17 protein-coding genes are annotated in these 21,891 nt (G+C 72.3%); 6 read left to right on the top strand and 11 right to left on the bottom strand.

Annotation, left to right across the window (positions count from 1 at the left end; genetic code table 11):
* Positions 1–6 precede the first annotated feature (6 nt).
* Entirely contained in the window at positions 7–4,047 is a 4,041-nt protein-coding gene (locus BM237_RS16630) for a hybrid sensor histidine kinase/response regulator (protein WP_093850607.1), read from the bottom strand.
* A gap of 285 nt (positions 4,048–4,332) precedes the next feature.
* A complete protein-coding gene (locus tag BM237_RS16625; protein ID WP_093850466.1) occupies positions 4,333–4,953 on the bottom strand; it encodes a dihydrofolate reductase family protein in 621 nt (206 codons plus the stop codon).
* A gap of 145 nt (positions 4,954–5,098) precedes the next feature.
* Here BM237_RS16625 and BM237_RS16620 point away from each other — a divergent pair, with 145 nt between their 5' ends.
* Positions 5,099–6,634 carry an ATP-dependent DNA ligase gene (locus BM237_RS16620; RefSeq protein WP_093850465.1) on the top strand — a complete coding sequence of 512 codons (1,536 nt, stop codon included), beginning with the start codon at positions 5,099–5,101 and terminating at the stop codon, positions 6,632–6,634.
* Between the two features lie 100 nt (positions 6,635–6,734).
* Positions 6,735–7,190, top strand: a complete 456-nt coding sequence (locus tag BM237_RS16615; protein ID WP_093850464.1) for a DnaJ family domain-containing protein — start codon at positions 6,735–6,737, stop codon at positions 7,188–7,190.
* A gap of 98 nt (positions 7,191–7,288) precedes the next feature.
* Here the strand turns inward: BM237_RS16615 and BM237_RS16610 are convergent, their stop codons facing one another.
* From BM237_RS16610 to BM237_RS16595, 4 genes are all read right to left on the bottom strand, one after another.
* Positions 7,289–8,749, bottom strand: a complete 1,461-nt coding sequence (locus BM237_RS16610) for a GH1 family beta-glucosidase (RefSeq protein ID WP_093850463.1) — start codon at positions 8,747–8,749, stop codon at positions 7,289–7,291.
* Positions 8,750–8,852: 103 nt separating this feature from the next.
* Complete coding sequence (locus BM237_RS16605) at positions 8,853–9,779, bottom strand: carbohydrate ABC transporter permease (protein WP_093850462.1); 927 nt, start codon at positions 9,777–9,779, stop codon at positions 8,853–8,855.
* Between the two features lie 18 nt (positions 9,780–9,797).
* Positions 9,798–10,814: a carbohydrate ABC transporter permease gene (locus BM237_RS16600; protein WP_093850461.1), complete on the bottom strand. Its 1,017-nt coding sequence runs from the start codon at positions 10,812–10,814 to the stop codon at positions 9,798–9,800.
* Positions 10,815–10,950: 136 nt separating this feature from the next.
* A complete protein-coding gene (locus tag BM237_RS16595) occupies positions 10,951–12,249 on the bottom strand; it encodes an ABC transporter substrate-binding protein (RefSeq protein ID WP_093850460.1) in 1,299 nt (432 codons plus the stop codon).
* Positions 12,250–12,534: 285 nt separating this feature from the next.
* Between BM237_RS16595 and BM237_RS16590 the strand changes: the two genes are divergently transcribed.
* Together BM237_RS16590 and BM237_RS16585 are read left to right on the top strand one after the other, a co-directional pair.
* A complete protein-coding gene (locus BM237_RS16590; protein ID WP_093850459.1) occupies positions 12,535–13,551 on the top strand; it encodes a LacI family DNA-binding transcriptional regulator in 1,017 nt (338 codons plus the stop codon).
* Between the two features lie 226 nt (positions 13,552–13,777).
* Positions 13,778–14,593, top strand: coding sequence for an SAM-dependent methyltransferase (locus BM237_RS16585; RefSeq protein ID WP_093850606.1), 816 nt, complete (start codon positions 13,778–13,780; stop codon positions 14,591–14,593).
* A gap of 99 nt (positions 14,594–14,692) precedes the next feature.
* On the opposite strand, the gene BM237_RS16580 is transcribed toward BM237_RS16585, so the two are convergent.
* The 3 genes from BM237_RS16580 to BM237_RS16570 all read right to left on the bottom strand — a co-directional run bounded on the left by BM237_RS16580 (position 14,693) and on the right by BM237_RS16570 (position 17,372).
* Positions 14,693–15,598 (bottom strand): Sco1979 family transcriptional regulator, encoded by a 906-nt coding sequence (locus BM237_RS16580; protein WP_093850458.1) that lies wholly within the window; start codon positions 15,596–15,598, stop codon positions 14,693–14,695.
* 135 nt (positions 15,599–15,733) lie between these two features.
* Positions 15,734–15,967, bottom strand: coding sequence for a DUF397 domain-containing protein (locus tag BM237_RS16575; protein WP_093850457.1), 234 nt, complete (start codon positions 15,965–15,967; stop codon positions 15,734–15,736).
* 304 nt (positions 15,968–16,271) lie between these two features.
* Entirely contained in the window at positions 16,272–17,372 is a 1,101-nt protein-coding gene (locus BM237_RS16570; protein ID WP_245793675.1) for a GDSL-type esterase/lipase family protein, read from the bottom strand.
* A 462-nt stretch (positions 17,373–17,834) separates the two neighbouring features.
* On the opposite strand from BM237_RS16570, the gene BM237_RS16565 reads away from it, so the two are divergent.
* Both BM237_RS16565 and BM237_RS16560 read left to right on the top strand, forming a co-directional pair.
* Entirely contained in the window at positions 17,835–19,538 is a 1,704-nt protein-coding gene (locus BM237_RS16565; RefSeq protein ID WP_093850456.1) for an ATP-binding SpoIIE family protein phosphatase, read from the top strand.
* A gap of 58 nt (positions 19,539–19,596) precedes the next feature.
* Positions 19,597–19,992: a hypothetical protein gene (locus BM237_RS16560; protein ID WP_093850455.1), complete on the top strand. Its 396-nt coding sequence runs from the start codon at positions 19,597–19,599 to the stop codon at positions 19,990–19,992.
* 47 nt (positions 19,993–20,039) lie between these two features.
* Here BM237_RS16560 and BM237_RS16555 read toward each other — a convergent pair whose 3' ends face one another.
* Together BM237_RS16555 and BM237_RS16550 are read right to left on the bottom strand one after the other, a co-directional pair.
* Complete coding sequence (locus tag BM237_RS16555) at positions 20,040–21,140, bottom strand: polysaccharide deacetylase family protein (protein ID WP_093850454.1); 1,101 nt, start codon at positions 21,138–21,140, stop codon at positions 20,040–20,042.
* Positions 21,141–21,325: 185 nt separating this feature from the next.
* Positions 21,326–21,891, bottom strand: a 566-nt coding sequence (locus BM237_RS16550; protein WP_139238122.1) for a GMC oxidoreductase, incomplete at its 5' end; no start/stop codon positions are given.

The following is a 21,891-nucleotide window of genomic DNA, read 5'->3' as shown; positions in this document are numbered from 1 at the left end:
TTGTGACTACACGTCCAGGCAGCGGCGGATGCACGCGACGAGGTCGCGGGCGTCCAGCGGCTTGGTCACGTAGTCGGTCGCTCCGGCGGCGATGCTCTTCTCCCGGTCTCCGGGCATCGCCTTGGCCGTCACCGCGATGATGGGCAGACCGGCGTGGTCGGGCATGGCACGGATCGCCGCCGTCGCGGCGTAACCGTCCATCTCCGGCATCATCACGTCCATCAGCACCACGTCGACGCCGGGGTGGCCGGTGAGGGTCTCGATGCCCTTGCGTCCGTTGTCGGCGTGCAGGACGTGCATTCCGTGGAGTTCCAGGATGCCGGTGAGTGCGTAGACGTTGCGCGCGTCGTCGTCGACGACCAGCACCGTGCGGCCCGCCAGCGAGCCGTCCGCCTCCTCGGGCGGGGCCGCCGGCTCGGCACTCTCCTCGGCGCGCACCAGCGGGAGCACGTCGCCCGGCTCCTCGGCGGTCAGGTGCAGTGCGATGCGCTCGCGCAGCTCGTCCAGGCTGGAGAGCAGTTCCATCGGCCGGCTGTCGGCGCGGGAGCGCAGGGCGCGTTCCCGCTCCGGGTCCGGGCGCCGGTTGTCGTGCGCGAGGACCGGGACCCGGCGCAGGGCCGCGTCGCCGTCCATGGCCTCGAGGAAGCCCATGGCCGTCCCGTCGGGCATGTCGAGCTGGAGCACCACGCAGTGACAGGCCTCCGCGGCGAGCGCGGCGGCGGCCTCCTGCGCCCCGACCGCGGTGACGACCTCCACGGGGCCGCGCGGGTCGCCCATGTCCCCGGTGCCCTCGGCCAGGTCCGCCACGGCGTTCTCCGCCACCAGGGAGAGCAGGCCGCGGGGGCGGTCCTCGATCACCAGCAGTCGCCGCTTCCGCGGCCGCTGCGGCTCGGCGGGCGGCTCCTGGGCGGCGGCGGGCCCGGGTGTCTCCCCCCGGGCTCCGGCCTGGTGGGAGGCGGCGTTCGGCGCGGCGGTGAAGTCGGGCCGTGCCACGGGCAGGTAGAGGGTGAAGGTGCTGCCCTGCCCGGGGGAGCTCTCGGCGGTGATGGCGCCGCCCAGCAGGTAGGCGATCTCGCGGCTGATGGACAGGCCCAGACCGGTGCCGCCGTACTTGCGGCTGGTGGTCCCGTCGGCCTGCTGGAAGGCGCCGAAGATGGTCTCCAGCTGCTGCTCGGGAATGCCGATGCCGGTGTCCTCCACCCGGAAGGCGACGGCCGAGCCGTGCAGCCGGACGGTGGGGGGCAGCTCGTCCGGGGCGACCGGTTCGATCCTCAGGGCCACGCCGCCGGACTCGGTGAACTTCACCGCGTTGGACAGCAGGTTGCGCAGCACCTGCCGCAGCCGGGAGTCGTCGGTGAACAGGTCGACGGGGACGCCGGGCGCGGTGGTGATCGTGAAGCCGAGGCTTTTCTGGGTGGTGAGGGGCCGGAAGGTGGCCTCGACGTAGTCCAGCAGGCCGCGCAGGGGTACGCGTTCGGGGTTGACGTCCATCTTGCCGGCCTCGACCTTGGACAGGTCCAGGATGTCGTTGATCAGCTGGAGCAGGTCGGATCCGGCGGAGTGGATGATGCCCGCGTACTCGACCTGCTTGGGGGTGAGGTTGCGGGTCGGGTTCTGCGCCAGGAGCTGGGCGAGGATCAGCAGGCTGTTGAGCGGGGTGCGCAGCTCGTGGCTCATGTTGGCCAGGAACTCCGACTTGTACTTCGAGGCCAGTGCCAGCTGCTGGGCGCGGTCCTCCAGCTCCTGCCGCGCCTGCTCGATCTCCAGGTTCTTGGTCTCGATGTCGCGGTTCTGGGAGGCCAGGAGGGCGGCCTTCTCCTCCAGTTCGGCGTTGGAGCGCTGGAGTTCGTCCTGCTGGACCTGGAGTTCCTCGGAGCGCTCCTGGAGCTCGGCGGCCAGGCGCTGGGACTCGGCCAGCAGCTCGTCGGTGCGGGCGTTGGCGACGATGGTGTTGACGTTGACGCCGACGGTCTCCATCAGCCGGCCCAGGAAGTCCTGGTGGAGTGCGGTGAAGGGGGTGACCGAGGCCAGTTCGATGACGCCGAGCACCTGGTCCTCCGCCGTGATCGGCAGGACGATCAGACCGGCGGGCTCGGTGGCGCCCAGGCCGGAGGAGACGGTGACGTAGCCGGGCGGCAGGTCGTCGACGGTGATGGTGCGGCGGCTGCGGGCGGCCTGGCCGACCAGGGACTGGCCGAGCCTGAAGCGCGGCGGCTCGGCGCCGCCGGCCGCGGGGTGGCCGTAGGAGCCGACCAGGCTCAGCTCGGTGCCCTCGTCGTCGTCCTCGGCGAGGTAGAAGGCGCCGTACTGGGCGCCGACGAGCGGGGTGAGCTCGTCCATGATCAGTTCTGCGACGACGGCGAGGTCGCGGTGGCCCTGCATCAGGCCCGAGATGCGGGCCAGGTTGGTCTTGAGCCAGTCCTGTTCCTGGTTGGCCCGGGTGGTCTCGCGCAGGGACTGCACCATGAAGTTGACGTTGTCCTTGAGGTCGGCGACCTCTCCGGAGGCGTCCACGGTGATCGAGCGGGTCAGGTCGCCCTCGGCGACGGCGCCGGTGACCTCGGCGATGGCGCGGACCTGGCGGGTGAGGTTCCCGGCCAGCTCGTTGACGTTCTCCGTCAGGCGCTTCCAGGTGCCGGAGACGCCCTCGACCTCGGCCTGGCCGCCCAGGCGTCCTTCGCTGCCGACCTCGCGGGCCACCCTGGTGACCTCCGCGGCGAAGGCGGAGAGCTGGTCGACCATCGTGTTGATGGTCGTCTTCAGTTCCAGGATCTCCCCGCGCGCGTCGACGTCGATCTTGCGGGTGAGGTCGCCGCGCGCGACGGCGGTGGTGACCTGGGCGATGTTGCGGACCTGCCCGGTCAGGTTGTTCGCCATCGAGTTGACGTTGTCGGTCAGGTCCTTCCAGGTGCCCGCCACGCCCGGCACCCGGGCCTGGCCGCCGAGGATGCCCTCGGTGCCCACCTCGCGCGCCACCCGCGTGACCTCGTCGGCGAACGCCGAGAGCGTGTCGACCATCGTGTTGATGACGTCGGCGAGGGCGGCGACCTCGCCCTTGGCCTCGACGGTGATCTTCTGCGACAGGTCGCCGCGCGCGACGGCGGTGGCGACCTGGGCGATGGAGCGCACCTGACCGGTCAGGTTGGAGGCCATCACGTTGACGGAGTCGGTCAGGTCCTTCCAGGTGCCGGAGGCTCCGCGCACCGCGGCCTGGCCGCCGAGCTTGCCCTCGGTGCCCACCTCGCGCGCCACCCGCGTGACCTCGTCGGCGAACGCCGAGAGCTGGTCGACCATCGTGTTGATGGTCTCCTTCAGCTCCAGGATCTCCCCGCGCGCGTCCACCCGGATCTTCTGGGAGAGATCGCCCTCGGCGACCGCGGTGGCGACCTGGGCGATGGAGCGCACCTGGCCGGTCAGGTTCCCGGCCATGAAGTTGACCGAGTCGGTCAGGTCGCGCCAGGTGCCGGAGACGCCCTTGACGTCCGCCTGGCCGCCGAGCTTGCCCTCGGTGCCCACCTCGCGCGCCACCCGCGTGACCTCGTCGGCGAAGCCCGAGAGCTGGTCGACCATCGTGTTGATGGTCTCCTTCAGCTCCAGGATCTCCCCACGGGCGTCCACCCGGATCTTCTGGGAGAGGTCGCCCTTGGCGACCGCGGTGGTCACCTGGGCGATGGAGCGCACCTGGGTGGTGAGGTTGCCCGCCATGAAGTTGACCGAGTCGGTCAGGTCGCGCCAGGCTCCGCCGGCGCCGGGCACCTGGGCCTGGCCGCCCAGGCGTCCCTCGCTGCCGACCTCGCGGGAGACGCGGGTCACCTCGGAGGTGAACAGCGACAGCTGGTCCACCATGCCGTTGAAGACCGTGGCGATCTCGCCGAGGACTCCGTCGGCGCCGTCCGGCAGCCGGGTGCCGAAGTCGCCGTCCCGGACGGCCGTCAGGCCGGCCAGGAGCTGCCTCAGCTCCCGCTCCCCCGCCTCGCCGTCACTCCGGCCGCGGTTGTTCCCGCCGTGTTCCGCCGGGCGCGGCTCGCCAACCGTGGTGTCAGCCATGTCCGCCATCGCTCCGCTCGTCCGCCACCGGATTCGTCACGTGCCGTGCTCCTCCGGTCGCACCCGGACGGGCAGGCGGTGTTCACACCACGTTCACAGGCCGTCACGCTTGTCATCCGACAAACGTGCGGACACGGCGAGATTACCCCACCGCGGGACGGTCACCGAATCTCCGCCTTTGCGAACAGCGGCGGACATGTCAGAGGTTGAGCGTTCATGCGCCGCGGGCCGGCGAAAGGCCGCCGGCCCCAAAGCGACGGCATCACCCCCGGCCCAGGGTCCGGCTCACTCCTCCAGGTCGAACGAGCCGTGGCCCGGCCGCCCCGCCACCCGGTAGGTGCCGATCGCCACCCCGATGGAGGTCGTCCTGCCTCCCGTCCGCTCCAGTGCGGTCGGCACGGCGCCGCCGTCGAACAGGCGCTTGCCGCCGCCCAGGATCACCGGATAGGTCAGCAGGCGGTACTCGTCGATCAGGCCGTGCGCCATCAGGCTCCGCGCCAGGTTCCCGCTGCCGTGGATCTGCAGCTCGCCCTCCAGCCGCTCCCTGAGGGCCGCGACCTCCCGCACCGCGTCGCCCTCCAGCAGCGTGGAATTGTGCCACCCGACACTGTCCAGCGTCCGGGAGGCGACGTACTTGGGCAGGGCGTTGAGCCTGCTCGCGACCGGGTTGTCCGGGTCGGTGACCCGCGGCCAGTAGGCGGCGAAGATCTGGTACGTCCTGCGGCCCAGCAGGAAGGCCTCCGCGGACCGGAAGCCCTCCGCGACGAACCGCCCCATGTCCTCGTCGGCGTACGGGACCAGCCAGCCGCCGTGCTCGAACCCGCCCTCGCGGTCCTCGTCCGGGGCTCCGGGCGCCTGGACGACCCCGTCCAGTGTCAGGAACTGCGTCAGTGTCACCTTCGCCATCGTCCTCTTCCTCTCCAGTCGGCCTCACGGGCCAGGCCTCACGGGTTCGGACCCGCCGGTGCGCCGGAAGTCATCGGTCCCGGCACCTCTCTTCTTCCGCGCTCCGTTCGGTACCGGTGACGGCCGTCCGGGCGAGGATGGGGAGATGCTGCTGGCCGAAGTCGCCCAGGTCTCCCACCGGATCGCGCGGACCCCGTCGCGCACGGGGAAGGTCGCCCTGCTCGCCGGGCTGTTCCGCGAGGCCGGGCCCGAGGACGCCCCGGTCGTCATCACCTACCTGGCGGGCAGGATCCCCCAGCGCAGGACGGGGATCGGCTGGAAGACGCTGAGCCGGACCGTCCCGCCGGCGGCCGCGCCGTCGCTGTCGGTGGCCGACGTGCACCGCACTCTGGGTGCGATCGCCGCCGTCTCGGGCCGGGGCGCGCAGGCCGAGCGCGGACGGCTGCTGCACGGGCTGCTGTCCGCCGCCACCGGCGAGGAGCAGCGCTTCCTCGTCCGGCTGATCGGCGGCGAGCTGCGACAGGGTGCCCTGGACGCGTTCGCCGTCGAGGGCCTGGCGGCGGCGGTGGACGCGGAGCCGGCCGGGGTGCGGCGGGCGGTGATGGTCGGCGGGTCGCTGGGGCAGGTGGCCCGAGCCCTGCTCGCCCGCGGCCCCGGCGCGCTGTCCGACTTCCGCCTCGACGTGGGGCGGCCGGTGCTGCCGATGCTCGCGCAGACCGCCGGGAGCGTGGACGAGGCGCTGGACCGGCTCGGGCCGTGCGCGGTGGAGGAGAAGCTCGACGGCATCCGCGTCCAGGTGCACCGCGACGGTCCGGCGGTGCGGGTCTTCACCCGCACCCTGGACGAGATCACCGACCGGCTCCCGGAGGTGGCGGCCGCCGCCCGGGAGCTGCGGGCCGGGCGGGCGGTCCTCGACGGCGAGGTCATCGCCCTGGGCGAGGACGGCCGGCCCCGGCCCTTCCAGGAGGTCGCCGGCCGGGTCGGGTCGCGGCTGGACGTGGAGCGGGCGCGGGCGTCGCTGCCGCTGTCGCCCGTCTTCTTCGACCTGCTGTCCGTCGACGGCCGCGATCTGCTGGAGCTGCCGGTCGCCGACCGGTACGCGGAGCTGGCCCGGGTGGTGCCCGAGCCGATGCGGGTGCTGCGCACGGTCGTCGAGGACCCGCGGGACGAGCGAACCCGCGCCGCGGCGCGGGAGTTCGCCGACGAGGTGCTGGCGCGCGGCCACGAGGGCGTGATGCTCAAGGCGCTGGACTCCGCGTACGGCGCGGGGCGGCGCGGCGCTTCCTGGCTGAAGGTGAAGCCTGTGCACACCCTCGATCTGGTGGTGCTGGCCGCCGAGTGGGGGCACGGGCGGCGCGCGGGGAAACTGTCCAACCTCCACCTGGGCGCGCGCCGCCAGGACGGCTCCTTCGCGATGCTCGGCAAGACCTTCAAGGGGCTGACCGACGCCCTGCTGGCCTGGCAGACCGCACGGCTGCGCGAACTGGCCGTGGACGACGACGGGCTCACGGTGACGGTGCGGCCGGAGCTGGTGGTGGAGATCGCCTTCGACGGAGTGCAGCGCTCCTCCCGCTACCCGGAGGGCGTCACGCTGCGGTTCGCCCGGGTGCTGCGTTACCGGGGGGACAAGACGGCGGCGGAGGCGGACACCGTGGAGGCGGTGCTCGCCCTGGCCGGGTGAGCGCTCCCGCCCCGCGGGGCGGGCTCGCGCGTAATCTGGGCCGTACGAGCCCCCTCCGCGAGAGCCCGCCATCGCAGCCGCACTCAGGGAGGACCGCACCGTGACCGAACGCAAACCGCCCGGGATCGACTTCGAGACATGGGCCGACCGGCAGATCCGCGAGGCGGCCGAGCGCGGCGAGTTCGACGCCCTGCCGGGCATGGGCCGACCGCTGCCCGACCTGGACCGGCCCTACGACGACCTGTGGTGGGTCAGGAAGAAGATGAGCCGCGAGGGGCTGTCCTACCTGCCGCCCGCGCTCGCCCTGCGCAAGGAGGCGGAGGACGCCCTGGCCGCCGCCCGCCGGGCCCGCTCGGAGCCGGAGGTGCGGCGGATCGTGGCGGGGGTCAACGAGAGGATCCGCGCGGCGCTGCGGATGCCGCCGCCCGGTCCCCCGCTGGGCCTGGAGCCCTTCGACGCCGACGAGGTCGTACGGGAGTGGCGCGAGGGACCTGGAGAGCGCGGGGGACGCGGGGAGCCGGACGGCCGCGGGGACGGCGGGCGGCAGGGCGCCTGACCTGCCGGTAGCGGCCGGCCGCGGGCCCGGCCGACGGATCGGAGCCGGGCCCGCGGCCGGGGTCTCGGGGTCTCGGGGCCCTGGGGCCTCAGGCGCGGTCAGGCGCCCGTGCCGGGCTCCGGCGGCAGGGCGCCGTCGCGGACCACCTGCGCGTACCAGAGGGCGCTGGCCTTGGGGACGCGCCTGCCGGTCGCGTAGTCCACGTACACCGCGCCGAAGCGCTTGCTGTAGCCGTATCCCCACTCGAAGTTGTCCAGCAGGGACCACAGGAAGTAGCCGCGCACGTCCGCCCCGGCCTCGATGGCCCGGTGCACCGCCGCCAGATGGCCGTGGAGGTAGGAGATCCGCTGCGGGTCCAGCACGCGGCCCTCGGGATCGACGTAGTCGTCGAAGGCCGCGCCGTTCTCGGTGATGACCACCGGCATGCCGGGGAAGTCGTCCCGGACCCGCAGCAGCAGGTCGTACATGCCGGTGGGGTCGATCGTCCAGCCCATGGCGGTGGTCTCGCCGGGCGTGCGGTGGAAGGCGACGTCGTCGCCGCCCGGCCAGGGGCTGTGCTCGCTCGCGCCGTGCCCGTCGGCGTTGTGGGTTCCGGGGCCGGAGGCGGCGGAGACGAGGGTGGGGCTGTAGTAGTTGACGCCCAGGAAGTCCAGCGGCTGGTGGATGTCCGCCAGGTCCCCGTCCCGTACGAACGACCAGTCCGTCAGGTGCGCGGTGTCCCGCAGGACGTCCTCCGGGTACTCACCGCGCAGCATCGGGCCGGTGAAGACCCGGTTGGCGACGCCGTCGATGCGGCGTGCGGCGTCGGTGTCGGCGGGGTCGCCGGTCAGGGACCGCACATGGTGGAGGTTGAGCGTGACGGAGGTCTGCGCGCCGTCGGGGAGGGCGGCGCGCAGGGCCTGGGTGCCCAGTCCGTGGGCGAGGTTGAGGTGGTGGGCGGCGCGCAGGGCGCCCGCCTGGTCGGTGCGGCCGGGGGCGTGGACGCCCGAACCGTAGCCGAGGAAGGCCGAGCACCAGGGCTCGTTGAGGGTGGTCCAGGTGCCCACCCGGTCACCGAGCGCGCCGGCGACCAGGGAGGCGTACTCGGCGAACCGCTCGGCGGTGGCGCGCTCCGGCCAGCCGCCCGCGTCCTCCAGTTCCTGGGGCAGGTCCCAGTGGTAGAGGGTGACGACGGGCTGGATGCCCTTGTCCAGCAGCCCGTCCACCAGGCGGCTGTAGAAGTCCAGTCCCTCGCGGGAGGCGGGGCCGCTGCCGGTGGGCTGGACGCGCGGCCAGGAGACGGAGAACCGGTAGGCGCCCACACCGAGGTCGGCCATGATCTCCAGGTCCTCGCGCCAGCGGTGGTAGTGGTCGCAGGCGATGTCCCCGGTGTCGCCGTTGCGCGTCCTGCCGGGGGTGCGGGAGAAGGTGTCCCAGATGGAGGGGGTGCGGCCGCCCTCGGCGGCGGCGCCCTCGATCTGGTAGGCGGCGGTCGCGGTGCCCCACAGGAAGCCAGGCGGGAACACCCGGGCGCTCCGGGTCGCCGGGGCGGGTTCGGCTGTACGGGATGCGGTGGCCACGAAGGTCCTTCCGGATCGGTGGTGTCGAGAGGGTGGGATCGGGTGTGGGGTCGGGGCGGGAGGGGCCCGGAGCGCGGGGCGTCCGGGTCTTCCTGGCGGGGCGTCAGCCCTTGACCGCGCCCTGCATGATGCCGCCGACGATCTGCTTGCCGAAGACGACGAACATCGCCAGCAGCGGCAGGGTGCCCAGCAGCGCGCCGGCCATGATGAGCGACTGGTCGCGCACGTATCCCGCGCTGAGCTGGGTCAGGGCGACGGGGATCGTGGGGTTGGTCATGTCGAGCACGATGAACGGCCAGAAGAAGTCGTTCCAGGCGTGCACGAAGGTGATCATGAAGACCACCGCCATCGCGGGACGGGCGACCGGCAGGACGACGCTCCAGAAGATCCGCAGACTGTGCGCGCCGTCCACGCGGCCGGCCTCGATGAGCTCGTCGGGCAGCGCCTCCAGCAGGTACTGCCGCATGAAGAACACGCCGACGGCGCTGACCAGGGTGGGGAAGATGACCGCGGGCAGCTTCTGTCCCCAGCCCAGCTCGGTCATCATCATGAACAGCGGCACCACGCTCAGTTGCGGCGGCACCATCATCGTGCCGATGACCAGCATCAGCAGGATGTTGCGGCCGCGGAAGCGCAGTTTGGCGAAGGCGAAGCCGGCCAGGGTGGCGAACAGGACGGTGGACAGGGCGATCGTCATGGCGACGATGAGGCTGTTGACCAGCGCCGTGCCCATCGCCGCGTCCTCCCAGGCGGCCGAGAGGTTCTTCAGCAGGTTGGGGCCGGGGAGGAAGGGCGGCGGGGTCTGGGAGACCCGGGTGTTGTCGGTGGAGGCCGCCACCATCGTCCAGTACAGCGGGAACAGGGAGAGCAGCGCGGCCAGGCCGAGCAGCGCGTAGGCGACGGGCCCGGCCTTCCGCTGCTGTCCGGCCTTCGGGCGCAGGGACAGGCGGGGCCGGCGGCTCGTGGGCGCGACGGTGTCCGCGAGCGGCTCGGGTACGTCCGCCCGGGGGCGGGCGGTGTCGGTGGTCATGGGATTACCGCTCCCTGGTCAGGACGTGCGGGACTTGACGCGCTTGACGACGCGCTGCAGGACGAAGGCGAGGATGAGTAGGAGGAACATCGCCCAGGCGACCGTGGCGGCCCGCCCCATCTCGTAGTTCTTCCAGCCCTCCTCGTACAGCAGCAGGCCGAGCGTCTGGTACTGGTTGTCCGCTCCTCCGCTGACGCCGTTCGGCCCCTGGCCGAAGATCAGCGGTTCGCCGAAGAGCTGGGTGGCTCCGATGGTGGACAGCACGATGGTGAAGACGATCGTGGAGCGGATGCCGGGGATGGTGACCTTGGTGAACTGCTGCCAGCGCGAGGCGCCGTCGATGGCCGCCGCCTCGTACCGCTCCTGCGGAATGGCCTGCATCGCGGCCAGGTACAGCAGGGCGTTGTAGCCGGTCCAGCGCCAGATCACGATGGAGGAGATCGCGAACTGGGCGGGCCACTTGCTGTTCTCCCAGTCGACGTTGTCGACTCCGAACAGGCTCAGGAACCAGTTGATCATTCCGAAGTCGCGCTCGAAGAGCATGGTGAACACCAGCGCGGCGGCGCCGATCGAGGTCGCGTAGGGCGTCAGGGCCGCGACCCGGAAGAACGCCGAGCCCTTCAGCTTGTAGTTGAGCAGGTGCGCCAGGCCGAGGGCCATCAGCAGCTGCGGGACGGTGGAGATCACGCCGATGGTGAAGGTGTTCGCCAGCGCGTTCCAGAAGCGGTCGTCCTGCCAGAGCTGCGAGTAGTTCCCGAAGCCCTCCCACTCCATGATGTCCATGGTCGCCAGCTCCACGTCGTGGAGGGAGATCCAGGCCGTGTAGAGCAGCGGGTAGAGGCTGAACGCGCCGAAGACGACGAAGAAGGGGGCGACGAAGGCGTAGGGGGCCGCCTTGATGTCGAAGCGGTGCAGGAGGGTGCTCCACGGCCGCCGGGGACGCGCCCCGTTCCGGCCGTCGGGGCTCTCCTTGGTGGGGCCGGCCGGTCCGCTCTGCGGCCCGCCGAGGCCGGATGCCGGGGTGGAGGTGGCCACGGGGGGCTTCCTTCCTGGGAGTGCGTGGTGGGAGGAGGGTGAGGACTGGGAGGACGGGGGACGGTGGGGCCAAAGGCCCCGGCGGCCGCGCGGGGAGGCGGTGGCCGCCGGGGACTTCGGAGAGGGGAGGGCCGGGTCAGTCGACGGCCTTCCTGATGCGCTCGTCGGTGGTCTCCCACGCCTCGGCCGGGCTCTTGCCCTGCTCGACGAGCTGGAGGCCCTGGGAGAAGGTGTCCTTGATGGTGCCGTCCTTGGGGCCGAGGACCTGCTCGTCGGGGATGTCCTGGGCCGCGGCGCCGAAGACCTCGCCGATCGGGGCGTTGTTGAAGTACTCGGACTTCGCCCCGGTGACCGCCGGGGACTTGAGAGCCTCCGCGGAGGAGGGGAAGTTGCCGATCTCCTTGAAGATGTGCTCCTGCTGCTCCGGCGCGGTCAGCCAGGCCACCAGCTTCCTGGCCTCCTCCTTCACCGGGCTGTCCTCCATGACCCCGAGGAAGGAGCCGCCCCAGTTGGCGCCCTTGGGGGCCTTGGCGACGTCCCACTTGCCCTTGTTGGCCTCGCCGGCCTTCTCGCTGATGTGGGCGAGCATCCACGCCGGGCAGACGGTGGTGGCGAAGCTGCTGTTGGCCAGGCCCGGGTCCCAGCCGGGCTGGAACTGGCGGAGTTTGGCCGTCAGGCCGTCCCGGGCCGCTCCGGTGGCCAGCTCCCAGGCATCCTTGATGACCGGGTTGTCCTGGTAGATCAGCTCCCCGTTCTTGTCGTAGAACTGCTCGGAGCTGCCGTAGATCATGGCGTTGAACAGGCCGCTGGCGCTGTCCAGATAGGCGGCGTCGCCCTTGAAGCCGTCCTTGAAGTCCTTGCCGACCTCGACGTACTTCGCCCAGTCGCCGTCCCAGAGCGCGGCGACCTCCTCGCGGTCGGTGGGCAGGCCCGCCTTCTCGAACATGTCCTTGCGGTAGCAGACCGCCATCGGGCCGATGTCCGTGCCCAGGCCGATCACCCTGCCGTCGCCGGTGGTGACCTGGCTCTGCTTCCAGGGCAGGAAGTGGTCGGTGCCGGGGACGCCGGAGAGGTCGGCGAACTTGTCGGCCCGGGTGTCGGCGAGCTCCTTGGCGCGGCCGACCTCTATGCCCTGGATGTCCTTGAGGCCGCTGCCGGCGGCCAGGCGGGTCTGCAGCGCGGTGTAGTACGTCTGCTCGTCACCGGCGATCTCGGCCTTGATGACGACGTCCGGGTTCTCCTCCATGTACTTCTCGAGGAGGCCGGTCTCCTTGATGCCCATGACGCCGAACAGACCCATGGTGATGACGGTCTTGCCGTCCTCGGTCTTTCCGTCGCTGTCACCGCCGCCCGAGCAGCCCGCCACGAGTGTGAGGGCGGCGACCGACGCGACGGCCACGACTCTTGTACCGAACAGCTTGCGGGCACTGCCCATGGCGTCCTCCTTGCGGGCGGCGACGGAAATCACCGCGGTGCGGCCCCGGCGGGCCGCACGGGCCCGACGGGTGGAATCGTTCCCACTCGAAGGTGGGAGCGTTCCCATCAGGTTGTGGAAGACTGTCCGCAGGAACGTTCGATGTCAAGGACGGGGACCGGATCCGTTATCCGCCGGGGCCCTCGGCGGGCACCGGTGCCGGCCGGCCGCCGTACGGCCGTCTGACACAATGCGCTGGTGAGCGCCGTGCGCGGCGCGGTGGAAGCAGAGGGAGGCGGGTACGCCATGGGGGCCACTCGGCGGCCGACCATCAAGACCGTGGCCGCCCGGGCCGGAGTGGGACGCACCACCGTCTCCCGGGTCCTCAACGGCTCCACCCTGGTCAGCGACGAGGCCAGAGCGGCGGTGCAGACGGCGATCGCCGAACTGGGCTACGTGCCCAGCTCCGTGGCGCGGTCGCTGGTGACCAGCAGGACCGACTCCATCGCCCTGGTCATACCCGAGTCGGAGAGCCGGCTGGGGTCGGAGCCCTACTTCTCCGCCGTGATCCGCGGTGTGAGCAACGGCCTGGCCGGCACCCAGATCCAGCTGCTGCTCACCCTGGTCCGCGACCAGCGGGAGATGGACCAGCTCACCCGCTTCCTCACCGCGCGCCGGGTGGACGGCGTACTGCTGGTCTCGGTGCACCGCGACGATCCGCTGCCGGGCCTGCTGGAGAAGCTCGGGCTGCCGACCGTCCTGGCCGGGCGCCGCTCCCCGGCCGAGCCGCTGCACCATGTGCACTCGGACAACATCGGAGGCGCGCGCGACGCGGTGCGCCACCTGATCGAGCGCGGGCGGGGCGAGATCGCGACCATCACCGGCCCGCCGGACATGGACGTGGCCGACAGCCGTCTGCGGGGCTGGCGGAAGGCTCTGGGCGAGGCCGGGCGGGAGGCCGGCGGGGAGCTGGTCGCCCCCGCCGACTTCACCGAGGAGGGCGGACGCCTCGCCATGCGCGAGCTGCTGGAGCGCCGCCCCGGGCTGGACGCGGTCTTCGCCGCCTCGGACGTGATGGCGGCGGGTGCCCTGGCCGAACTGCGCCGCCGGGGGCGGCGGGTGCCGGACGACGTGGCGGTGGTGGGCTTCGACGACTCGATCGTGGCCCGGCACACCGACCCGCCGCTGACCACCGTGCGGCAGCCGGTCGAAGAGATCGGACGGAGCATCACCGACCTGCTGCTGCGGGAGATCGGCGAGCCCGGCGGCGCGCGGCGGCACCTGCTGCTCCCCACCTCGCTCGTCGTCCGCGACTCCACCTGACGCCGTCCGCCCGCGGCTCCGCAGCGCTTCGCGCTTCCACCCAACCAGCTTGCGCGCAAAGGGGGTTGCTCCCGGCCGGGCCACCGGGGCGCACCGCGGAAAGCAGCCGGCGAGTGTTCGCCTTTCCGCGGCGGGGAGGGGGCGCGCCTGGCAGCATGGGTCCCCACTCGGCGGGTGCCGCCCCAGTCTCGACACATCTCCCAGGCGGAAGGTTGTGAAGGCCCGGATGAACCAGTCCAGGGAACCCCTCACCGGCAGGATCGACGTCACCGTCCCCACGGCCGCGCGCATGTACGACTACTACCTGGGCGGCAAGAACAACTACGCCGTCGACCGGGAGGCGGCCGACAAACTCCTGGAGGTCGTCCCCAGCACCCAGGCGCTGGCGCTCAACAACCGCCGCTTCCTGCAGCGCGTGGTGCGCGTCCTGGCCCAGGACTACGGGATCCGGCAGTTCATAGACCACGGCTCCGGCCTGCCCACCCAGGACAACGTCCACCAGATCGCGCAGCGGGTGGACCCCGACGCGCGCGTGGTCTACGTGGACAACGACCCGATCGTGCTGGCCCACGGCCGCGCGCTGCTGGCGGAGAACGAGAACACCACCGTCATCCAGGCGGACATGTGCGACACCGACGGCATCCTCGACCACCCGGACACCGCCCGGCTGATCGACTTCGACCGGCCCGTCGCCGCCCTGTTCAACTCCGTCTTCCACTGCGTCCCCGACTCCGCCGACCCGGCCGGCGTGGTCAAGCGGGTGGCCGAACGGCTGGCGCCGGGGAGCTTCTTCGTGATCTGCCAGCTGGTCAGTGAGGACGCCGAGACGCGCAGGTCCGTGACCGATTTCATGGACAGGAGCACCGGCGGCAACTGGGGCCGGGTCAGGGAGCCGCACGAGGTCGAGCGGTTCTTCGAGGGGCTGGAGATCCTCGAGCCCGGCCTGGTGGAGGTCTCCACCTGGCGTCCGGACTCGGACGTGGGGCCCAGGCAGCGCACCTGGGAGTGGCAGGAGTTCGGGGGCGTCGCCCGTATGCCCTGAGGACCGCCGCCGGACCGTGTGCGGGGCCGGGGCCGCTCTCCTCGAAGGGAGAGCGGCCCCGGCCCCGCACGGATGAACGGGCCGTTCCCGCCACCGTGTTCAGGCGAGTCCTTCCAGAAGTCCCTCCAGGAAGCCCACGCTGTCCACGGGGGTCTCGGCGACCGCGCAGAGCCGGTCCATGATGGACAGGTAGTGGTCGACGTCCTCCTCCTTGTCCAGGTAGAGCGCGCTGGTCAGCTGCTCCAGATAGACGACGTCGGGCAGATCCGGCTCGGGGAAGCGCAGTATCGTCACCGGGCCGCCCACCGCGGCCAGGCCGCCGGTCTCGAACGGCGCGACCTGCAGTGTGACGTTCGGCCGCCGCGCCGCCTCGATCAGACGGCGGAGCTGACCGCGCATCACCTCGGTGTCGCCGAGCGGGCGCCGCAGGGCGGCCTCGTCCAGGACCGCCCACAGGCGCGGGGCGTCCGACCGGGCGAGCAGGGCCTGCCGTTCCATGCGCAGCCGGACCCGCCGGTCGTTCTCCTGGGCGGAGGCATGGGGGTGGCACAGACGGGTCACCGCGTGGGCGTACTCCTCCGTCTGCAGCAGGCCGGGGATGAACTGCACCTCGTAGGTGCGGATGACCGAGGCGGCCTCCTCCAGGCCGAGATGCCGCTCGAACCACTCGGGGAGGACGTCGCTGTACCGGTGCCACCACCCACGGGTGTTCGTCTGGCGGGTCAGCGCGAGGAAGTCCGCCCGTTCGTCCTCGTCCAGCACCCCGTAGAGTGTGAGCAGGTCCGCGATGTCGCGCTCCTTGCACGCGCCCTGGCCCCGCTCCAGACGGCTGACCTTGGCGGTGGAGCCGCGGATCGCCTTGGCCGCCTCCTCCAGATCGATGCCGCGCTCCTTGCGCAGCCGCCGAAGCTGGGAGCCGACCACCAGACGCAGCACCGTCGGACTGCCCTTGGGATGCTCGATATAGCGCTTTATCGACAAGGAGTGGCTCGGTCCGGCGGCCATGATTGCTCTCCTGGGTGAAGGGACAGGCACTCAGTGTGCCACCGCCGCCGTCGCGCCGTACAGCGGTGCCGCCGGACCGCCGCCGGTTCGGCCGATCCCGCGGAAGCCTTCCCTCCGCCCCCGCCCGGCCTCGGCTCAGCCGACCATGTCGTCGAACTCGCCGTCCTTGGCGCCCTGGAGGAAGGCCGCCATCTCCTCACGGGTGTAGACGAGGGCGGGGCCTTCGGGGTGACGGGAGTTGCGCACGGCCACCGCGCCGTCCGGCAGCGGGGCGAGTTCGACGCAGTTGCCCATGCTGCTGCGGCGGCTCTTGCGCCACGCCGCACCCTCGAGCTCCGCGGCCTGCATGCCGTTGACGGTCTGCTGCATTGTCGCCCCTCACCGGCCGGGCCGTCCCCTCGGACCGGGCCCCGGCCATGACGTTCCGTTGTTCCGCGTATCGGCGTTGCCCTGGCTGCAATTACATCTGCAAGCGCAGATGTAATTGCAGCCAGGTGCGACAGTCGAGGATGGTAGTGCCTGCGGACCGGTTCCCGTGCCGGGTTCTCCGACGGACTCCGGGTGATCGGACGGGCCGCCGCCCGTCCGGCGGGTTCGGTGGGCGGCACTCAGCCGACCCGCCGGGTTCGTACGGGGGACGGCCCGTACGAACCCGGCCGCGGCCGGACAGCGGTCAGGCGGCGGTGGCGGTGCAGGTGACGGTCGCCGAGGCGGAGTCGGCCGACGCCACGAAGCCGAAGGACGCGCTGCCTCCGGCGGGGACCGTTCCGTTCCAGGCGGCGTTGCGCACGGTGGCGACGCCTTCGGCGCCGGCTTCGAGGGTTCCGTTCCAGGCCTGGGTGATGCGCCCGTCTCCGTCCGGGGCGATCCGGACCGTCCAGCCCGAGATCGGCCCGGTCCCGGTGTTGCTCACCGTCACCTCGCCCTGGTAACCGCCCTGCCAGCTCGACGCCACGCGGAGCGAGGCGGTGCAGGCGGCCTCGCCCTGGCCGGGGTCATCCGGGTCGCCGGGGTCACCGGAGCCGTCCTCTGCCAGCAGGTCGGCCAGGGGCGGGAACCAGCGGGCGGCGATCTTCTCGTCACCGGAGGCGTTGGGGTGCACACCGTCGTAGGTGTCGCTCCCGGTGCTGAAGCCCGTCCACTGGTCGACCGCGATCACCGGCGAGCCGGGGGTGCTCTCGGAACGGGCCCAGTCCGGGATCCGCTCGTTGAGCTCCACGACGCGCCGGGCGCACTCACCGCAGGTGGCGGGGTTCATCGGGATGATCTGCGCGACGAGGACCTTCATGCCCGGGTTGCTCGCCCGCATCTGGTCCACCAGGGTGCTGTAGGCGGCGAGGACGGCGTCCGGTGAGCGGTTGCTCCAGACGTCGTTGGTCCCGAAGTGCATGACAACGATGTCCGGCCGAGTGGCGGACAGCCAGCCCGGCAGCAGGTTCCGGCTCGCCACATCGGTCACCAGCGCGCCGCCGTGCCCCTCGTTGTCGCCGTCGTGCGGCTGCCCGCACCCCTGGGGGCCGAGCGTTCCGACGAAGTCGACGTCCGTGTGCCCCGCCTCCTGGAGGCGGTTCCACAGCAGCGAGCGCCAGCATCCCGGCGAGCCGGTGATGGAGTCGCCCAGCGGCATGATCCGCACCGGCTCCGCGGCGGCACCCGCCGGGGCCGCCGCGGCGGTGCCCGCTCCCGGCGGACCGAGGGATTCGAGGGGCCCGAGAAGCCCGAGCAGTACGGCCAGGGCGGTCAGGGCCGCCCGTAAGAGATGTCTGCTGCGCACAGTCGTCCTTCCGATGGAATGGGAGCGCTCCCAGCAAAGCCATCAAGCCACCGGGCCGGCAGTGCGTCAAGAACCGGGGTCCGGTGAATCACTCCTCCGCCCCCCCGAGGGCGCCCCGGGGACGGCTGACCTACCCTCGAAAGACAGGGTGGCGGCCCTCGCCGCGGAAGGGTCCGGAACTCCGGGAACTCCGGGAACTCCGGGAAAGCAGTCCACGGCCGACGGCCGTGTGCGATGATCGGCACCCGTCAACGGTCGCTGAGCCTCGGGGCGGGCCGACGGAAGCGGAACGAATGCCTCCGTCCGGCTCAACGCCCCTCTTCCCGACGAGCCGCCGCCCACGGCCTGGAAGACCCTTGAGGCACCAGTGGCGGGGTGCGAGTGGGGAGAGTCGTGACAGCGAACGGCAGCGGTGGCCACCGGCGGCATCGGCCCGTACGGAGCGGCCGGGCGCCCGTGCGCATGCGCCGCGCGACCGCCGCCCTGGCCCGCCCCCGCGCCTCCCGCAGCCGCCTGGCGTGGCTCAACCAGGCGAGCACCATGATCGGCACGACGCTCGACCTGGAGCGGACCGCGCAGGAACTGGCCGACTTCACCGTCCCCCGGCTGGCCGACGGCGCGGCCGTCGACCTGCTGGAGTCGGTGCTGCGCGGCGGGGGCGGCGAGCGGTGGACGGGACCGGAACCCCCGGTCACCCGGGCCGTCGCGGTGTCCTCGGTCGTCGAGATGGAGGATCTGGAGCCGGACAAGCCCGGCGAGCTCTCCGTCCACCCCCAGACGCTGCTCTCGGTCCACTGCCTGCGGGCCCAGGAGCCGGTCCTGCTGAGCCGGATGAGGCGCGACGACTACGTGCGGGTGGCCCCGACGCCCAGCGCGGCGGTCAAACTGCGCCAGGCGGGGGTGCACAGCTACATGGCCGTGCCGCTGACCGCCCGCGGTGTGCTGCTCGGGGTCGCCGACTTCGTCCGCGGCCCCGGCAGCCCCCCGTTCACCCGCGCCGACGTCGAACTGGCGACGGAGCTGGCCTCCAAGGCGGCGGTCTTCATCGACAACGCCCGCCTCTACGGGCGCGAGCGCGAGCACGTCCTCTCCCTCCAGCGCAGCCTGCTGCCCCGCGCCACGCCGAACACACCGGGTCTGGAGGTGCTCACCCACTACACGCCGAGCCTGGACCCCAGCGGAGTCGGCGGCGACTGGTTCGACGTGATCGCCCTGCCCGGCGGCCGGACGGCCCTGGTGGTGGGGGACGTCATGGGCCACGGGGTGCCCGCGGCGGCCACGATGGGGCGGCTGCGCACGGTCGGCCGTACGCTGCTGGCCCTGGACACCGCCCCCGACCGCGTACTGGCCCGGCTGGACCTGGCCGCCCGCGACCTGGAGGACGACCAGGTCGCCACCTGCCTGTGCGCCGTCTACGACCCGGCCACCGCGAGCTGCACCATCGCCGGCGCGGGGCACATGCCGCCGCTGCTGGTGGACGCCGACGGCACCGTCTCGCGGGTCGAGGTGCCCGCCGGGGCTCCGCTGGGTGCCGGGGTGATCCCCTACGACGCGGCCACCGTGCGGGTGCCGGCCGGGAGCCGTCTGGTGCTGTACACCGACGGTCTGGTCAAGACGCGCCGGGGGGACATCGAGGCGCAGCTGCGGCGGCTGACGAAGACCGCCCCGGAACTGGTGGACCGGCTGCTGGAGCACCGGAACCCGGACGGGATCGCTCCGGGGGGCGTGGAGCGCCTGGACGAGTCCGTCCTGCTGGTGGCCGCCGGCGGGAAGCTGCCGCCGGGCACCGATCTGTGCGTGTGGCCGCTGCCGCCGGACGGCACCGCCGCGTCCGTGGCCCGCTCCCTGGTCACCGAGCGGCTCGCCCTGTGGGGCCTGGAGGAGCTCTCCGACATCGCCGAGCTGGTCGTCAGCGAACTGGTCGGCAACGCCCTGCGGTACGGCGGCGGGCCCGGGCAGCTCCGTCTGATGCGGCACGAGAGGCTGACGCTGGAGGTGTCCGACACCGGCCCCGATCTGCCCCAGATCCAGCACGCGGAGCTCAGCGACGAGGGCGGGCGCGGCCTGCAGCTGGTCAACATGCTCAGCCGCAACTGGGGTTCGTGCCGCACGCCCGGTGGGAAGGTCGTCTGGGCGGAGCAGGACATCCCCCGCACCGTCTCCTGAGGAGCCCTTCCCGAGGGGGCGGGGCGGACGGGCGGGCCGGAGAAGGGCGGGAGCCGGCGTGGAGCAGGCGCGGTACGTGCGTTTCCAGGGTGCGGACCGGGGTGGACGGGACATCCACCCCGGCATCTTCGCACTGGTCAACAATCTGGGCCGGGCGGGCCGGCTGACCGCCGAGCAGGAGCTCTTCCGGCGGATCAACAACGCCTGGTACGACGCCAACTACACCAACCCCACCTCCGTGGACCCCACGGTCTACGACCCCGCGGTGAACCCGGGCGCGGTGGCGTGGTTCAAGTCCTCGGCCCGGCACCTGATCGAGCGCGTGGACGGCTATCTGGAGATCCTCGCCGCGCACGGCATCGCCTACCGGTGCCTTCGGTCCTCGGACCCCGGGCGGATCGTCTACGAGGACGACGACCAGGTCGTCGCCGTACCGCATCCCCGCTCGGGGTAGCGCACGGCCGGCCCGGTGGCCGGTCGGTACGTCAGCACGTCAGCACGTCAGTAGGGCCGTGCGGCCTCCTGGTGGTCGAAGGCGAGCCGGTGCGCCATCTCCCGGGGGAAGCTGACCGTCTCCGGGTCGCCGTCGGAGGTGTAGCGCTCGACCGTGCCGTCGTCCAGCTTGTCCAGCCAGGCCGAGGAGCTGTACGCGCCCTCGGCGGTGTCGGTCTCCTGGGAGCGGATGCGCGGGATGGCGCCGGGGTCGAGGTCGGAGGAGTAGGGCGAGGAGGCGGGGCGCCCGCCGGCGAGGTAGACGCCCTGGTGGCGGTAGCGCACGCCGCCGTACTCGCCGGTGAGGGCGAGCTTCCGGTCGCGGGGCATGGAGCCGTAGGGAAGCGCCATCGACACCACCGGCGAGTCGGGCAGCGCCTTGTCGATCAGCCACTGGTTGGAGGCGATGTCCCACTGGACCGTCGCGTCGTCGGCTTCCCCCAGGACGCTGTGCTTCAGGGTGTGGTTGCCGACCTCGAACCCGTGGTCGTCCAGCCACTTCAGCGTCTTGCGGCCGCCGGGTTCGCCGAACGGGTCGGCGTTGACGAAGAAGGTCGCCACGGGCCGGAAGCCCGGGTGGCGCCCGGCCACGTCCAGCAGGATGTCCACCGCGGTGCCGGGAGCGGGGCGGCCGTCCTCGCCGAGCCGGAACTGGCCGGGGGTGGAGTCGTCGAAGGTGAGCACCACCGGGTGCTTTCCGGCGGGTATGTCCATGTCCGCGCCGGTGAACTCCCGTGCGGTGACCGGTACGTAGCCCTCGCGCGCCAACCGCTCCAGCTCGGCGCGGAACTCCTGGGGGGTGCGGTCGTCGATGCTCTGGGGTTCGTCCGTGATCTGGTGGTACATGAGCACCGGTACGGCGCCCAGTTCGTTGGCCCGCACCGCCGCCGGGTCGCTCTCCCCGGGACCGCCCCCGGCATCTCCCCGCGGCCTGTCGGATCTGTCCCGCTGCGGGTTCTGGTGGGAGTCCTGCCGTGCGTTCCCCGGCGCCTTCGGCGCCCGGTCGTCGGGTGTGGCGGGGGTCTGGGAGCCGGCCGTCGCGGAACAGCCGGCGAGGACTACGGCGATCGCGGCCAGCGCCGCGCGGTCACCTCGGATGATGTGGCGCATGGTGCCCTCCGGGTGTCGGCAGGGGTGACGTCCGGCCGGTCGCCGGGCCGTCTCCCCCAGACTCCGGCAGCGCCGCGTTCTTCTCCTGTCACGCTCGGCCGATCGGCGGAGGGTGGGCCGATCGGCCGTCACACGCGCGGGGCCCCGCCGGGTTCCGGCCGGGCCCGGTGCCGGGTTCTCGCGGTTCACTCCCTGGGCGGGACCGGCGGCACGGGCAGGACCAGGGCCGCGTGGGCGTGCGCGGGGACGGCGGGGCTGCGGGGGGCGACCGGCCGCACGCGTACGTAGTCGGTGCCCTGCTCGGGGCGGGGGTCGGCCTCGCCCTTGTTGGGCCACAGGGACATCGCCCGCTCGGCCTGGGCGGTGATGGTCAGCGACGGGTTGACGCCGAGGTTGGCGGAGACGGCCGCGCCGTCGACGATCGAGATGCCCGGGTGTCCGTAGAGCCGGTGGTAGGGGTCGATGACGCCCTCGTCGGGCGAGGCGCCGATCGGGCAGCCGCCCAGGAAGTGCGCGGTCAGCGGTGTGCCCATCAGCTCGCCGAGGTTCGTGCCCGGGAAGCCGCCGATCTCCTCGGCGAGGAGTCTTGCGGCCTCGGCGCCCTCGGGGATGTGGTCGGGGTTGGGCGCGCCGTGGCCCTGCTTCGCCGTCAGCAGGCCCTTGCCCGGCCCCCTGGGCTTGAGGTAGGTGGTCAGGGAGTTGTCCAGGGACTGCATCACCAGGCCGATGATCGTCCGCTCCGACCACCGGT

The organism is Streptomyces mangrovi, from assembly GCF_900114215.1.
GTDB classification, from domain to species: domain Bacteria; phylum Actinomycetota; class Actinomycetes; order Streptomycetales; family Streptomycetaceae; genus Streptomyces; species Streptomyces barkulensis.
The sequence above is the reverse complement of the archived record's forward strand: the minus strand, read 5'-3'. Positions and strand labels throughout refer to the sequence as shown.